General features: G+C 56.3%; 13 protein-coding genes. 7 read left to right on the top strand and 6 right to left on the bottom strand.

Annotated features, from left to right (window positions below):
- Nucleotides 1–259: 259 nt before the first annotated feature.
- Nucleotides 260–2,428: an esterase-like activity of phytase family protein gene (locus H1S06_RS09525; RefSeq protein WP_181739559.1), complete on the bottom strand. Its 2,169-nt coding sequence runs from the start codon at nt 2,426–2,428 to the stop codon at nt 260–262.
- A gap of 205 nt (nt 2,429–2,633) precedes the next feature.
- On the opposite strand from H1S06_RS09525, the gene H1S06_RS09520 reads away from it, so the two are divergent.
- Both H1S06_RS09520 and H1S06_RS09515 read left to right on the top strand, forming a co-directional pair.
- A complete protein-coding gene (locus H1S06_RS09520; protein ID WP_181739557.1) occupies nt 2,634–3,293 on the top strand; it encodes a YccT family protein in 660 nt (219 codons plus the stop codon).
- 47 nt (nt 3,294–3,340) lie between these two features.
- Nucleotides 3,341–4,273 (top strand): porin, encoded by a 933-nt coding sequence (locus H1S06_RS09515; RefSeq protein WP_181739555.1) that lies wholly within the window; start codon nt 3,341–3,343, stop codon nt 4,271–4,273.
- Between the two features lie 99 nt (nt 4,274–4,372).
- Here the strand turns inward: H1S06_RS09515 and H1S06_RS09510 are convergent, their stop codons facing one another.
- Nucleotides 4,373–6,010: an acyl-CoA synthetase gene (locus tag H1S06_RS09510; protein WP_181739553.1), complete on the bottom strand. Its 1,638-nt coding sequence runs from the start codon at nt 6,008–6,010 to the stop codon at nt 4,373–4,375.
- A 201-nt stretch (nt 6,011–6,211) separates the two neighbouring features.
- Between H1S06_RS09510 and H1S06_RS09505 the strand changes: the two genes are divergently transcribed.
- A complete protein-coding gene (locus H1S06_RS09505) occupies nt 6,212–7,729 on the top strand; it encodes a PAS domain-containing sensor histidine kinase (protein WP_181739551.1) in 1,518 nt (505 codons plus the stop codon).
- Nucleotides 7,726–8,334: a response regulator transcription factor gene (locus H1S06_RS09500; protein WP_181739549.1), complete on the top strand. Its 609-nt coding sequence runs from the start codon at nt 7,726–7,728 to the stop codon at nt 8,332–8,334. Before H1S06_RS09505 ends, H1S06_RS09500 begins: the two co-directional genes overlap by 4 nt.
- On the opposite strand, the gene H1S06_RS09495 is transcribed toward H1S06_RS09500, so the two are convergent.
- Genes H1S06_RS09495 through H1S06_RS09485 form a run of 3 tightly spaced genes read right to left on the bottom strand, consistent with a single transcriptional unit; the run spans nt 8,319 to nt 11,248 of the window.
- Nucleotides 8,319–9,143, bottom strand: a complete 825-nt coding sequence (locus H1S06_RS09495) for an alpha/beta fold hydrolase (protein ID WP_181739547.1) — start codon at nt 9,141–9,143, stop codon at nt 8,319–8,321. The two genes, H1S06_RS09500 and H1S06_RS09495, sit on opposite strands and share 16 nt — an antisense overlap.
- Nucleotides 9,140–9,559, bottom strand: a complete 420-nt coding sequence (locus tag H1S06_RS09490; protein WP_181739859.1) for a PaaI family thioesterase — start codon at nt 9,557–9,559, stop codon at nt 9,140–9,142. Before H1S06_RS09490 ends, H1S06_RS09495 begins: the two co-directional genes overlap by 4 nt.
- 48 nt (nt 9,560–9,607) lie before the next feature.
- On the bottom strand, nt 9,608–11,248 hold the full coding sequence (locus H1S06_RS09485) for an AMP-binding protein (protein WP_181739545.1): 1,641 nt from the start codon (nt 11,246–11,248) through the stop codon (nt 9,608–9,610).
- Between the two features lie 226 nt (nt 11,249–11,474).
- Between H1S06_RS09485 and H1S06_RS09480 the strand changes: the two genes are divergently transcribed.
- From H1S06_RS09480 to dmeF, 3 genes are all read left to right on the top strand, one after another.
- Entirely contained in the window at nt 11,475–11,951 is a 477-nt protein-coding gene (locus tag H1S06_RS09480) for a DUF523 domain-containing protein (RefSeq protein WP_181739543.1), read from the top strand.
- 75 nt (nt 11,952–12,026) lie between these two features.
- Complete coding sequence (locus tag H1S06_RS09475; RefSeq protein WP_181739541.1) at nt 12,027–13,739, top strand: proline--tRNA ligase; 1,713 nt, start codon at nt 12,027–12,029, stop codon at nt 13,737–13,739.
- A 123-nt stretch (nt 13,740–13,862) separates the two neighbouring features.
- Nucleotides 13,863–14,837: a CDF family Co(II)/Ni(II) efflux transporter DmeF gene (dmeF, locus tag H1S06_RS09470; RefSeq protein WP_181739539.1), complete on the top strand. Its 975-nt coding sequence runs from the start codon at nt 13,863–13,865 to the stop codon at nt 14,835–14,837.
- A gap of 4 nt (nt 14,838–14,841) precedes the next feature.
- Here dmeF and H1S06_RS09465 read toward each other — a convergent pair whose 3' ends face one another.
- Nucleotides 14,842–15,441, bottom strand: a complete 600-nt coding sequence (locus tag H1S06_RS09465; protein ID WP_181739537.1) for a TetR/AcrR family transcriptional regulator — start codon at nt 15,439–15,441, stop codon at nt 14,842–14,844.
- Between the last annotated feature and the right edge of the window lie 30 nt (nt 15,442–15,471).

The raw sequence follows: 15,471 nt of genomic DNA, 5'->3' as shown, positions 1-15,471 counted from the left end.
CACCAAAAAAAACCATAAAACCTTTTTTATCAGATAGTTACGATTATTATTCTCTATTTGCAACAATCCTGGGCCAGCCCAGAACACTGTCTCAACCTGAACAAACGCTCAGGGATACGTTGAAAAATGGCGACAAGGCAAAATGGAAACTTTCCGTTTTTGCCTCATTCAGCCTGCTCGCTGCAGCTCACACACAAAAAAGGCTGCCCGCAGGCAGCCTCTTATCTTCAATCGATCCGTATCGACAACGGAGCCCCGGTTACAGTGGCCCCAGCTTCAACCAGAGGGTTTCGCCCGAGCTGTCATCTACGCCGTCATTGTCGGTCACCAGATAGGCGTTGCCCCCGGCATCAATCGCGAACCCTTCAATCTTGTCATTGATGTAACCATTCAAGGATGCCAGATCGGGGATCAGATCACGCACCAGTGCCTTGTTCACCACCGGCAACGCCTGCTCCAGCGATGCCGGTTTCAGCTCCGACAACGCCACCTTGTACAGCCGCTTGATCGACGCCTTGTCGCCAATCTGGTTATCACGCTCGATCACATACAGGTGGTCATCGTGCAGCTCCAGTTCAGACAGGCCAACCCAGCCTTCCGTTACCGGCTCCAGCGGGTAATGCACAGCTCCCCACTGCTCGGTCTTCAGGTTATAGGCCAACAGCTTGGTATGGTTGGCCGGGTCATCCGCCCAGGGGCGCTGGATCGCAACCCACAGCGTGTCACCCGACAGCACGATACCTTCGGCACCAAAACGCATCTCATACGGCATCAATGCCTCGGGCAGCGCGATCGTCCGGGTAATGTCACCAGCGGCATTCACCTGGTAGAGCGCATGCGGCACGTCCTTTTTGGCGTTGCCTTCGGAAGCCAGCCAGAAACCGCCCTGGCCATCCGTTACAATACCTTCCAGGTCCAGTTTCTCGGCGACCTTGCCATCGCGCTTGATCTCGGTCACGGCAGTGATTTTGGCCGGATGTGCATTCGCATCGATCGTAAAAATGCGCGGCTGTGACTTGTAGAAGCTGTCATTCACGGCATACAGAATACCGGTCTGCTTCGGGTCGGCGGTCAGTCCCGACAACGCGCCCCAGCCGATCGGCAGACCGGCGGAATCATCACCCGACACCAGCTGCGGGTAGTCCGCCGCTTTGGCAGACAGCTCAAACAGCATGACATGCGCACGAGCGCCGCCATCTTCAAGCAGATCCTTTTCATTGGCGCTGATCAACAGACCGCGCTCTGGAATGGCCACCGCCGACTCGGGCGCAATACCGGACGGCAGCAACTGCACAAATTCAGGGTCGGTGCCGGTATCACGGTAAACACCAATCACGGAACCACGCTCGGACAGTACAAAAATAAAGGTTTCATCGCCAAAACGGGCCACCTCCAAACCTTCCGGCTCGCCACCCTTCTTGCCTGAACGCTTGTCAGGATAATGCCCTGCACGAATGACTTCATGCTCAAAAGACGCACCCGACTCAAACAGCAACCGCCCATCCTTATGGAAAATGCTGAAGCCGCGCGCACCGCCGTTGTAGTCACCTTCGTTAGCAATCACGAAGCGGTCGTCATCCAGCCATTTGACGGCATCCGGCTCGCGCAGCACATTCTGCTGGCTTTCAGTAAAAATCAGTGCGCCATCTTTTTTCGTATCGATATTCTGCAGATCGACACTGCCGGCGGAGAAGTGATTGAGCACCTTGCCGGTAGCCGCTTCAACCACTGCCAAGTGGTTGTTTTCCTGCAGCGTGACCACGATTTCGCCACGACCGTTGAAGTCGACAAATTCGGGCTCGGGGTCTGTCGGAGCGATCTCGGCCAGACCGGTCAGGTCCACGCGTTTGAGATTGGCACAATCCAGCTGATCGTCCTTGATCGGCACAATTACCAGATCACCGGCAGGCATTTGGGGCAACTGCCCGTCATTCAGGTCTTCGTCACGCTCGTTTTCGATCGCGACCGCGACATATTTCCCATCCCGAGACACGGCAACCGAATCGGGCTGGCCACCCAAATCGCAGCGGCTTTCAATCGTCTGGCTCTGCGGTGAAACCAGCGCCAGAAAACCGGACGGCTCCACAAAGCTTTTCGAGGTATTCACCGCCGTAACAACCTTGTTGCCGAAAGCGCTGACAGAGGTCGGCTCACCTGACAGATCAACAAACCCGGCAGGCTTCGGCTGATCCGCTTGGCGGATATCCACCAGGCCAAGACCTCCACGCGGGCTGTCCGAATACACCAGCATTTGCCCATCCGCCGTTGCCGTGATGATTTCAGCGGATGTTTCCTGCTGCATATTGTCGGCCGCAAGGTTTTGGCTGACAGGAAAGCTTGCAATTCGATTGAACTGATCTGCGTGAGCAGCGCCTGCCGCCGCAATAGCCAGCGCCAACGCAGAGAGTCGAGAAGCAAAAGGCTGCATGGTTCGGAACACCTTGTATGAATGAAAAGGCGCACCCTAAAACAGGAAAATGACAATAATATGATGCTAGTAATACGCCTGTTTAATATTATGTTTTTATGACAGCCATTCAATCAAAACATTAATATAAAATAAACAGATATGTAACATTCAAAAAATACCATGCACCCCACTTTTAAGAACCGCTACACGCTTGGTGCATTCAATGAAAAAATCTATAACCTGCCTGCTGGCAACCTGCGCATTATATCCGGCAGTCTCTTTTGCCGATATAGAAATTAAACCATCAAACGGTGTGGGTATTCTTGCAATTAATGGCAAGGCGGTTGAGACGAAAACCTTTTTCTCCGATTTGCCCGAGCTGAAAGCCAAAAACGGCACGACTCAAATCGTAGTTGAATATACCGCCGAGATCACTGAATCCGCCGATGATTATGTTCTTGAAGACAGCGACACCTTTGTCCTCACCTTCAAGGCAGCCGACACGACAGTGCGCGTTCAGGCCCCTGAAATCAGCAACCGCTACGATCTGAAATCCTTCAACCGTAATGCCGACTGGCGCCTGCTGGATGACCGGGGCAACCCCCTGTCTTTCACTTGGGGCAAGCTTGAAAAGGAAGGTTTCCAGCTGGGTCGGGATTATGAAAAAGAGCTGGAAGAGTTTAACAGCACTGATACCCAGGCAGCCGTTAAGTCGCTCAATACGGAAACCCACAGTTTCAATAAAAGCGTGCCGACCTCTCAGCCACCAAGCAACGTTCACCCGGATCAAAAAATGGTCGGGCAGATGCTTGAATATTGGTATGAACAGGCAAGCGACGAAACAAAGAATAATTTCAAGAACTGGTTAGAAACCGGTCAGTAAATCCATCTTTATTATTATACAAAATATATGAACCTGGAGTCTCGCACATGAAAAAGCTTCTTCTGGCTGTTGCAGTATCTGTTGCCGCCGGCTCTGCCAGCGCCGCTACCATTTATGAAGGTAAGGGCCTGACCTACACACTGAACGGCGACCTGCAAATTCAGTTCCGTAAAGAAGTTGGCAAAGATGAACATACTGACATCGAGTTCGATGACCTCGAACTGAAAAACCATGTCAGCTATGACCTGGGTAACGACATGACCGCGTTCGGTCGTATCGACTTCGGTTTCAAAAATGCAGCCGACGGCAAATACGATGACGGCAGCAACCTGGAAGAAGCCTACCTGGGTATGTCGTTCGGCAACACCTCTATCTCTTTCGGTAAGCAGAACTTTGCATCCGACGAGTTCGGTATTGAAGAAGCCTACGAAATGGAGTCCAAGAACGACCGTTTCGATGCCATGGGAACCTCCGGTGACGACACCATCCGTCTGGACGTAGAACTGGCCAACGCCTACATTGTCGCTTCCTATGAAATGGATGCCGAAGGCGAAGCCAGCGAAAACGGCGAATATTTCGACCTGTTCGCATCCACCGAATTCAACAACATCACACTGGCTGCCGCCTACCAGAATGCTACCGAAAGCATTGGTGCCGAAGATTTTGATACCTGGGGTGTCAGCGCCGCTTACGACGCAGGTTTCGCGACTTTCGCCATTGATTACAGCACCACCGACGATGTTGCCGACCAGTACAACGTTGCCAGCGTCTTCGCCGTTGCGCCGACTACCAAAATGGCCATCGGTGTTATTGATACCGACTTCGACAGCATCAACAAGGAAGATTTCACCGAGTGGTACGCCAACGTTACTTACAAGTTCCCGACTCAGAAAAACGTCAGCCTGTTCGCAGAAATCGCCGACACTGACCAGAGCAACTCAGACATGGGCTACCTGGCTGGTATGCGCTTGAAGTTCTAAGGACTGGAACGGCGCAGCAGACCTACCCCTTCGGGTCTGCTGTGTTCAAGTTACCACCGGCCCTTATGGGCCGGTTTTTTTTGCCATACAACGGCCGCCTTACTCGGCCTCATTGGCCTGAGTGCGCAACACAAACTTCTGGATTTTGCCTGTTGAGGTTTTCGGCAGATCGCAGAATACAATACGCTTGGGTGCCTTGAAACGGGCCATATTGTCACGGCAGAACTCGATTATTTCAGCTTCGGACACATCCGCTCCTACCTTCAAGGTTACGAATGCGCAAGGCACTTCGCCCCACTTCTCGTCCTGCTGAGCCACCACGGCCGCTTCCATTACCTGAGGATGACGATACAACACATCTTCCACCTCGATACTGGAGATATTTTCCCCACCCGAGATGATGATGTCTTTCGAGCGGTCCTTGATTTCAACGTAACCGTCCGCGTGCCATACCGCCAGATCACCCGAGTGGAACCAGCCACCCTCGAATGCCTTGTCGGTCGTACTCGGGTTTTTCAAATACCCCTTCATGACCAGGTTGCCGCGCATCATGATTTCACCGATGGTTTTGCCATCCTGAGGCACCGGCTCCAGTGTTTGCGGGTTCGCGACCAGAATGTCTTCAAGCATGGGGGCCTTGACTCCCTGACGCGACTTGAGACGTGCGCGCTCCTCGATCGGCAGTTCATCCCACTTGTCATGCCAGGCACAAACGACACAAGGCCCGTAGGTTTCGGTCAGGCCGTACACATGCGTGACGCCAAAGCCCATTTTCTCCATGCCTTCGATCACCGACGCCGGCGGTGCCGCACCCGCCGTCATCACCTTGACCTGATGGGTAATGCCCGCTTTCAGCTCGGCGGATGCATTGTTAAGCATGTTCAGGACGATCGGAGCACCACAGAAGTGATCCACCTTCTCTTCCTTGATCAAGGTATAGATATCATCCGCACGCACATGTCGCAGACAGACGTTGACACCGGCCGCCGCGGCTACCGACCAGGGGAAACACCAGCCGTTGCAATGGAACATCGGCAGTGTCCACAGGTACACGGGGCCATCGCCCATGTTCCAGGACACAATATTGCTGATCGCGTTCAGATAGGCACCGCGGTGGTGGTACACGACGCCCTTGGGATCACCGGTGGTACCCGAGGTATAGTTCAGCGTGATGGAATCCCATTCGTCAGCCGGTAGCGCCCATGTAAAGTCAGGATCGCCGCCGGCGATGAAAGCTTCATAATCCATTTCACCGATCAACTCGCCGCCTTCATAGGAAGGATCGTCAATGTCGATCACGATCGGATTGATACGTGCAATCTTGATGGCGCGTGCAATCACTTCAGAGAACTCGCGATCCACGATAATGACCTTGGCCTCGCCATGCTGCAAAATGAAAGCGATCGCTTCGGCATCCAGTCGGATATTCATCGCATTGAGCACGGCGCCAATCATCGGTACGCCAAAATGCGCTTCAAACACTTCCGGCAGGTTCGGAGCCATCACCGCAACCGTATCACCCTTGCCAATACCGCGCTGAGTCAGCGCACTGGCCAGACGACGGCAACGACTGTAGGTTTCGGCCCAATTGCGACGAACCTGATGATGCACAACAGCCGTACGCTCCGGATAAACGGCGGCGGTGCGGGCAATGAAACTCAAGGGGGACAATGTCGCGTAGTTGGCCGGGTTCTGCTCCAGCCCCAGCATGTAAGGATTGTGGTCAGTCTTTGTCATTATTTATTCCTCTCCACCGGCAAAAAGGGGGAGCCATCCTCGGTTGATTTGATTCCATCCACTCCCTCAATCATACGTATTTTCCCTTATTACACAATAGGCCCCAATCGTCATACCATTAGCGCCAATCACGGCCTTCAGACCCCGCCTGATGCCACCTGTAACGTGCAGGCAAACAGACGCTGCGACAAAGGAAAGGGTATGCAACCACTGGAGCAGGAATTGAAGCGCTGCCTGGAAGAGGCCGATCGATACCGCCTGCTGGCAGAGCAGTCCACCGACATGATTTCGCGGCACACGCCAACGCCCGAGTGGACATTTATTGATGTAAACCCGGCTATTGAGCGGGTGCTGGGCTACCGCCCCGAAGAGATCATCGGCACCCCCGGCTATGACCTTTTCCATCCCGATGATGCCGATAACCTGATCAAGCGAGCGGAGTCGGTCCGTTACCGCCGCGGCATGTACACCAATATTTACCGTTTTCAGCATCGTGACGGTCATTATATCTGGCTGGAAACCACCAGCCGCACCATCCGGGATGAACACGGCAAGCCACTGGAGATCATCTGTGTCTCGCGCGATGTTACCGAGCGTGAATTGGCCCAGCAGGCCACCCGCCGGTTGGCCCGGGTCGTGGAGGCTTCGTCCGACCTGATCCTGTTCTGCAATCACCGTACGCTGCAACTGACCTACATGAACGAGACGGCCTATCGCACCTTCGGTGCCGAACGGGAAAACCTGGCGGTGTTCTATCTGAATCAGATGTTCCCACAGGATATCCTGCACACCCTGGTCGAACCGGCCCTGCAGCATGCGGCGTTGTACGGCACCTGGTATGGCAGCATTCCGCTGTACCCGGCCGGTAATCCCGGTCGCATCGCCGAAATCCGCGAAATCATCGCCCACCGCAATCGGGCGGAAAACATGCAGGTGGAGTACTACTCGATCATTGCACGCGATATAACGCTGAAACGGCAGGCCGAGGAAAAGGCCAAACGCCAGCAGCTGGAAATGGCCCATATGTCACGCCTGTTGTCGGTCGGCGAAATGGCCACAGAACTGGCCCACGAGGTCAACCAGCCATTGGCGACCATTATCAATTATTGCAATGGCACCTTCCGTCGACTGGAGGAAGGCCGGATCACCGAAATCGGTCAGGTCACACGCGCCATGGAACTGATTTCAACGCAGGCACGGCGTGCTTCCGAGATCATCAAGCGCATGCGCCGCTTTGTGCGCCATACCGAGTTTCAGCGCATCAGCTTTCCTATCAACGATACCTGTGTCGAGGTAACCCGTTTCCTCAATCAGGAAGCGATTGATCACGATATCCGTTTCGAATTCGATCTTGACGAGCAGAACCCGGTGATTGAAGCCGACCGTCTGCAGATCGAGCAGGTTCTGCTGAACCTGCTCCGTAATGCGATCGAAGCCTACAACGAGTATCCCCTGCGCCCTCGACCGGTTAAGATTCGCACCCGAATCGAGGGCCGACGGCTACAGGTTAGCGTGTCGGACCAGGGACCGGGCATCGATCAGGCACAATTGAAGACGCTGTTTGAGCCCTTTTCCACCACCAAGGAAAATGGCCTGGGAATGGGGCTGTCGATTTCGCATACAATTATAGAAAGCCATTCCGGCCGCCTCTGGGTTGAGAGCGACGGCCAGAAAGGTACGTCTTTCCATTTTCAACTCCCGCTCAAGGGGCAGGCATGAGTATCAGTAACACAACGGTTTTCATCATCGACGACGACGCCGACTTTCGCGAATCGGTTCAGTGGCTGCTGGAGCCCACTCCCTACACAATAGAAAGCCATGCATCCGCACAGGACTTTCTGGATGCTTACGATCAGCGCCCGGGCTGCATGCTGCTGGATGTTCGCATGCCGGAGATCAACGGGTTGGCACTGCAACAGATCATGCAGGAGCGTGATATTCGCCTTCCGGTGATCATCCTGACCGGGCACGGTGATGTGCCCATGGCCGTTACGGCCATGAAAAACGGTGCGCTGGATTTTCTGGAAAAGCCCTTTGATGACGATGTGTTGTTGAAGCTGGTCGAACGCGCCATGCAGGAAGCGGAGCTGCGTTTCAGTCAGCAGAATATCGAGCGCGAACTGCGCGAGCTGTACAACACGCTCAGCCGACGCGAGCGCGAGGTCATGGATCTGGTGGTCACCGGCAACTCCAACCGTGAAATTGCCGAAACGCTGGGCATCAGCCCGAAAACGGTGGAAGTCCACCGTTCACGGGTTATGGGCAAAATGCGCGCGGAAAGCCTGGCCCAACTGGTGCAAATGCAGCATCAACTGGCAGGCTGATCCGCCGCCATCAATCGAACACGGCGCAGAAAGTCGACGGTCTGCGCCAACACCTCCTGCGGTTTTTCCAGATGCGGCACATGTCCGCAGTCATCGATGAAACAGGCCTCGGCGTGGTCTCCGATCACGGCACAGGCATCCGTTACCTGTTCGGGCACGCCATATTCATCCCGATCCCCCTGCATGATCAGGGCCGGGCAGCGAATCCGTGAAAGCTGCGGTTTCAGGTCCAGATTCTCGTAACAGGACGGACGCAGCCAGGTTTCCGACCAGGCGCGAAAAATAAGGTCCGTACGCTCGCCATGGTAACGCGCCAGACGCTCCGGCAGGTCAGTGGTACGGTAGCGCTCCGCCGCCTCCCGAATGCCGTCCAGGGTTAAATGGTCAACGTAGATATGCGCCGCGAGGGTGATCATCGCAACCACCTGATCAGGGCAACTGGCCGCACCGATCTGGGCAATGGAGCCGCCATCGCTGTGACCGAAAAGTATGACCTGCTCCAGTTCCAGTTGATCCAGTAGCCGCGGCAGCCAGACCTCCCCTTCGTCCAGCAGGTAATCATCTGGCCGAGGCAAGGTAATGGCTGTCGAACGCCCATAGCCGCGACGCTCAAAGATCAGAACATTCAGTCCGGTTGCCTGTGCCAGCAGCTCCGGAAAACGTTTCCACATGTCGATGCAGCCCAGCGCCTCATGCAGCAACAGAATAACCGGCTTGCCTTGTCCCGATGGCTGACGTCCCCAGCGCAGTTGCAGACAGACATCATCATGCAAGCGGACCTGCTCGTCCTGCCACTCAATACCGCTCATGCTTCCTCCGGAATCGAATATGTAATGGTTGCATGGGCTACCGGCGCCTGATCGCCATCCGAACGCACATAGACCTCACCCACACCAAGGCGCTTGCCGACCTTGAGCATTTCCGCTCGCGCCAGCAGATCCGCATCCGGTCTAGGTTTGCGCAGGAAATTGATATTGAGGTTGGTGGTCACCGCCAGCGCCACCGGGCCGATTCGGCTCAGCAGCGCGGCATACAGCGCCACATCTGCCAGCCCCATCATGGTCGGTCCTGAAACAGTGCCACCCGGTCGCAAGTGATCATCGCCAACCGACAAGCGCATTTCGGCCCAACCATCCCCCAGACGTTCAAGCTGTCCATACTGCTCTCCCTGTGGGAAATGATCCTGCAGAAACAGCTGCAGCTCCTCCAAATTCATGGCCTGCATCGTTGATTCCTTGTTATTCATTGTTCCCCCTTCTGCCTCAAACCACACCTATTGATCCGCTTCTTCGCGCGCCCGGTTGCGCAGCACAAAACGCTGAATCTTTCCGCTCGGGGTTTTGGGCAACACCGGTACAAATTCGATCTCGCGCGGAAAGGCGTGTGTCGACAGACGATTACGCACCAACTCCTTGAGTTCATCGGCCATATTTTCATCGGCTTCAAAGCCGGGCTTGACCACGACATAGGCCTTGATCGCTGACCCTCGAGCGCTATCAGGCTTGCCAACCACACCGGATTCCGCCACCGCCGGATGCTCCAGCAAGGTACTTTCCACATCGGCCGGTCCAACCCGATAACCGGAGGTGGTGATAATATCGTCATCTCGACCGGTAAATGAAAAGCTGCCGTCGCCATGGCTGATCACCACATCCCCGGTCAGGTAGTAACGGTCATGAAAAGGATTGTTTTCACCCCAGGTATATCCCTGAAAGAAGAACAACGGCGAACGTTTGACATCAACAGCCAACTGCCCCGTTTCACCGGCCGCTACTTCTCGGAAGTCGCCATCCAACGCTACAACGCGATGGCCTGGTAACGAAAAACCCATCGATCCTGCTCGGACCGGGTGTGACAAGGCATGGTGGTTGCAGCAGGTCATGCCGGTTTCGGTCTGTCCATAATGATCCATGACCGGACATCCCAGACGCCGTCCAACCCAGTTGATGACCTCCGGGTTGAGCGGTTCCCCGCCACTGCTGGCCACCCTGAGTCCCAGGTGCTCATCGCCCCCCGGCTGCTGGTCGTACGCCATCAACAGACGATAGGCGCTCGGTGCTGCGGCCAAATTGGTAATTCGGTAGCGCCGAATCATTGCGTAGGTACTGTCCGGAGTGAAACCATTTTCGTTGAAATGCGTTGTCGCCCCCAACAGCAACGGGCCCAGTACGGCATAGTAGAGTCCATAGGCCCAACCCGGATCAGCCACATTCCAGTAACGATCCTCAGGCTGCAGATCAATGGCGTAGCGCATATAGACGTAGAAGGAAAGCAGGGCACGTGCCGGAACGGCGACCCCCTTGGACTTGCCAACGGTACCGGACGTGAACATCTGCAAAATAGGGTCGTCGGCCTGTACCAGCACCGGCTCGAAGCGATCCGACTGGGCCTGCATCTGCTGGTGGTAATCCAGATCCTGATGATCGTCTTCCGCTGATACACGCACAATGGGGGGACAGCACTGCACGCCATCCAGCTTGAAGCGGTTCTGATCATCCGTAACCACCAGCCGGGTGTCAGCCTTGTCCAATCGGTATTCGATTGCTCCCAGTCCGAAAGCGGTAAACAGCGGCTGGTACACGGCACCGGCTCGCAAGGTGCCCAGTATTACCACCAGCAATTCAGGCGTACGGGGCAATAACCCGGCAACCCGATCCCCCTTGCCCACACCTTGCTGCGTGAGCAGGTTGGCAAAGCGCGCGGCGGCTCGTTGCAGACGTGCGAAGCTCCAGCTTTCCGGCTCCCGCTCCACGCCTTCGTATCTGAGTGCTATACGTTCCGGATCGGACGCCCACTGATCACAGACTTCTTGACACACATTGATGCCAACGGACAGGTCCCCCGTCAGTACGTCCCGGGCCAGCCGTTCAACATCAAACTCATCATGGAACGGCTGATAAGCCTGTTTGTTCATGGGGCTCTTCCCTCTTTTTATCTTTATTATTGGAATTGAGACGCTATGCTTTCCCTTAAGGGATATCCCGAATATATAGTCGCTTGCCGTTTACGTAAACCTTGTCGGCTGTTTTCGTTACCCGAAACGCCACAGGGCCTGACTTTGGTTGTATTGCGCCAACGCAACACTGCCGTAAGATACGCACGCTAAAATAACAACAATCGTAACACTGCAAGAGTACATCATGGCTAAAGTATTGGTCAGCGCCTGCCTTATGGGTGCTAAAGTGCGTTATGACGGGCGCGACAATCTGCTCAACCACCCGGTTCTTGAACGCTGGCACCAACAGGGACGATTGGTCGCCGCCTGCCCCGAAACACTCGGAGGCCTGCCCACTCCCAGGGCCCCCGCCGAAATCCAGACTCGATTTCCCATTTTGATCACCACCGACGCCGATGACGACGTGACCCCGGAGTTCCTGAGCGGGGCCGAACAGACACTGGAACTGGCTCGCGACCATGACTGCTGCTGTGCCCTGATGAAAGCTCGCAGCCCGTCCTGTGGCAACCAGGAAATCTATGACGGCAGTTTTTCCGGCACCCTGACAACCGCACCCGGCGTAGCCGCCGATGAGTTGTTGCGGAATGGCATTCCGGTATTTAATGAACACCAGATCGACGAACTGATCGAGTTCGTCACCCAGTACTGCAAGGCGGCTTGAGACAGGCCACTTGTTCGCCTGACGCCGGCCCCCTAGAATGGGGGCCATTTTCATCATTAGACGGACCCTGGTTCTATGCGAGCAAGCCAATTTCTGATTGCAACCCTGAAAGAGACTCCTTCCGATGCCGAGGTGATCAGCCATCAGCTCATGCTGCGTGCGGGGATGATCCGCAAAGTTGCGGCCGGGCTCTACAGCTGGTTGCCACTGGGCCTGCGTACGCTGCGCAAGGTCGAGCGCATTGTGCGTGAGGAGATGGATGCCGCGGGCGGCCAGGAAGTGCTGATGCCGGCCATTCAACCGGCCGAGCTCTGGGAAGAATCCGGTCGTTGGGAACAGTACGGTCCCGAGCTGCTGCGTGTTAACGACCGCCACAGCCGTGAGTTCTGCGTCGGCCCGACCCACGAAGAAGTGATTACCGATCTGGTTCGCCGTGAAATCAAGAGCTACAAGCAACTGCCGGCCAACTTCTATCAGATTCAGACCAAGTTCCGTGACGAAATCCGTCCCCGCTTCGGTGTGATGCGCTCGCGTGAATTTATCATGAAAGACGCGTACTCCTTCCACACCAACAGTGAGTCTCTGGTCGACACCTACAAGGTGATGCACCAGGCCTACACCAACATTTTCACCCGTCTGGGTCTGGACTTCCGGCCGGTACTGGCGGACAACGGTTCCATCGGCGGTGAGTCATCCCATGAGTTCCACGTCCTGGCTCAATCCGGTGAGGACGATATCGCCTTTTCCGACAGCAGCGACTACGCCGCCAACGTGGAAATGGCCGAAGCGCTGGCACTGGGCGAACGTCAGGCCGCCAGTGAAGACATGCGTCTGACCGACACCCCGAATGCCAAGACCATCGCCGAGCTGGTTGAACAGTTCAACCTGCCGATCGAAAAAACCGTCAAGACGCTGATCGTCGCCGCCAGCGAAGATATCGAAGCCGACTTCGTTGCCCTGCTGGTGCGTGGCGATCACGAGCTGAACGAAATCAAGGCCGAAAAACTGCCGCAGGTGGAAGTTCCGCTGCGTTTCGCCACCGACGAAGAGATCCGTCAGATCGTCGGCGCCGGTCCCGGCTCTCTGGGTCCGATCAATCTGCCGATTCCCTGCATTATTGACCGCAGCGTTGCAACCCTGTCCGATTTCGCTGCCGGTGCCAACATTGATGACAAGCACTACTTCGGCATCAACTGGGAACGCGACCTGCCGACGCCGGAAGTCGCCGACATCCGTAACGTGGTGGAAGGCGACCCCAGCCCCTGCGGCCAAGGCCACATCCAGATCCGTCGCGGTATCGAAGTGGGCCATATCTTCCAGCTCGGCACCAAGTACTCCGAAGCGATGAATGCCACCGTACTGGACGAGAACGGCAAGGCAGCCGTCATGGCCATGGGCTGCTACGGTATTGGTGTGACCCGCGCAGTGGCAGCGGCCATCGAGCAGAACTTCGACGACAACGGCATTATCTGGCCGGAAGCACTGGCGCCGTTCAACGTGGCGCTGGTACCGCTGAACTACGACAAGTCGGACGAGGTTCGCGCCAAGGCTGACGAGCTGTACGACGCTCTGCGCAAGGCCGGTGTTGATGTGCTGCTGGATGACCGCAAGGAGCGTCCGGGCGTCAAGTTCGCCGACATGGAGCTGATGGGTCTGCCGCACCGCCTGGTGATCTCGGACCGTGGTCTGAAGAATGGCACTCTGGAATACAAGGGCCGTCGTGATGCCGACTCACAGGATATCTCGGTCGATACTGCCCTGGAATTCCTGCGTAGCCAGATGAGCTGATTCCTCGGGGTGCCCGACCAACGTTTGGGCACCCGCTTCACCCGCCCCGCACCGCCTCTCGCTTTACCCGAATCCCTGATACACTCGTGAGCTTCACCTGTGTAATCGATTTTCGGAGTTGTTATGTCCAAACAGGCCCCCTCCTCCCTGGAATGTCAGACGGCTGATCGCCTTCAGCATCCGCACGACTTCGGTCAGGGGCACAAACGCAAGGCCGAACAGCGCGCCACTCTGGTCACCCTGCTGACACTGGTCACCATGCTGGCAGAAGTCATCGCCGGCCTTGTCACCGGCTCCATGGCGCTGCTGGCTGACGGTATTCACATGGCGGGACACGCAATGGCATTAGGCCTGGCTGCACTCGCCTACTACCTGTCGCGCCGCCACGCTCACGACCGCCGCCTGAGCCTGGGCAGCGGCAAGATTGCCGACCTGGCCGCCTATACCAGTGCATTGCTGCTGGGTGTCTCGACACTCTGGCTGATTTACGAGTCGATTAATCGACTACTGACGCCAACCGAACTGATGCCCCAGGAAGCGATGATCGTGGCGATCATTGGCCTGGCAGTAAACCTGCTGTCTGTCTGGCTGCTATCCGGCCGACACGAGCACCATCACGGCCATAGCCACAGCGAACATGCACACGAACACCACGAGGACTCGAATCTGCGTGCCGCTCTGGTACATATCATGGCCGATGTCCTCACCTCCGTTGCCGCCATTGTCGGCCTGGCCGCTGCCTGGCTGTGGGGGTGGACCTGGCTGGATCCGGTAATTGCACTGGTCGCTTCGTTGATCATTCTGCGCTGGTCCTGGGGACTGCTGCGCCAGACTTCCGGCGTACTGCTGGATCGGGAGGGCCCCGATACGATCCGCCATGCAGCACTCGAACAACTGTGCAAGCACGGTGATACCACCATCGTCGACCTGCATGTCTGGTCGGTCGGGCAGGGAGCATGGACACTGGTTGCCGCCGTGGTGACCCATGGCAATACGACGCCAGAAGAATACCGTGCCGGCTTGTGCGCGATTGAAAACCTGCACCACCCCATTATCGAGGTCAACTACTGCCGCAACTGTACCCGCGCAGCAGGCTGACGCCTCATCCGCCTCGGTCGGAGTCCTTCGGAACCCGGCCGGGGACACCATTCCGAACCGGCACCGACGCCGTCTCCGACAAGGCACCTGCACGACAGGCCGCCAACACCTCTTCCGCCAGTACCGGATCGTTCAGCGCCCGCGCAACCGCCACACCACCCACCATCAGCACCACTGTTCTCAGCGCTGCTTCATTGAACTCCGCATCAGGCGCGCCAGAAACCTTGGCCACCAATGCACTGAATACCTGCGTGTAGCTGTCCCGTATCGGCTGGTCGCGCTGACCAATATCCGATACCAGAAACGCCAGCGGACAGCTTCCTTTCTCCCGTCCAAGGTGCTCGGGGCTCAGATAGCGCCGAATCAGCGCCTCGACATCGGCCGGATGCTGCACGCCCATGCGCCGTGCGGCCGAGAGAATCGCTTCGGAATACAGTTCCTGCTTGGAGCGAAAGTGGGCATAAAAGGCACCTCGGGTCATACCTGCATCCTGCATCACCTGATCGATACTGATCCGTTCAAAACCGAACGCGGTGAACAGTCGCTCGGCACTGAGCAATATACGGTCACGACTCTCGGCACGACGGGTGCTGGGCCAGGGCATACCAATCCTCCTGCTTGATTCCGGCACAGC

It is taken from the genome of Marinobacterium marinum, from assembly GCF_013868415.1.
GTDB classification, from domain to species: domain Bacteria; phylum Pseudomonadota; class Gammaproteobacteria; order Pseudomonadales; family Balneatricaceae; genus Marinobacterium; species Marinobacterium marinum.
This window is presented reverse-complemented; position numbering and strand designations above follow the sequence as displayed.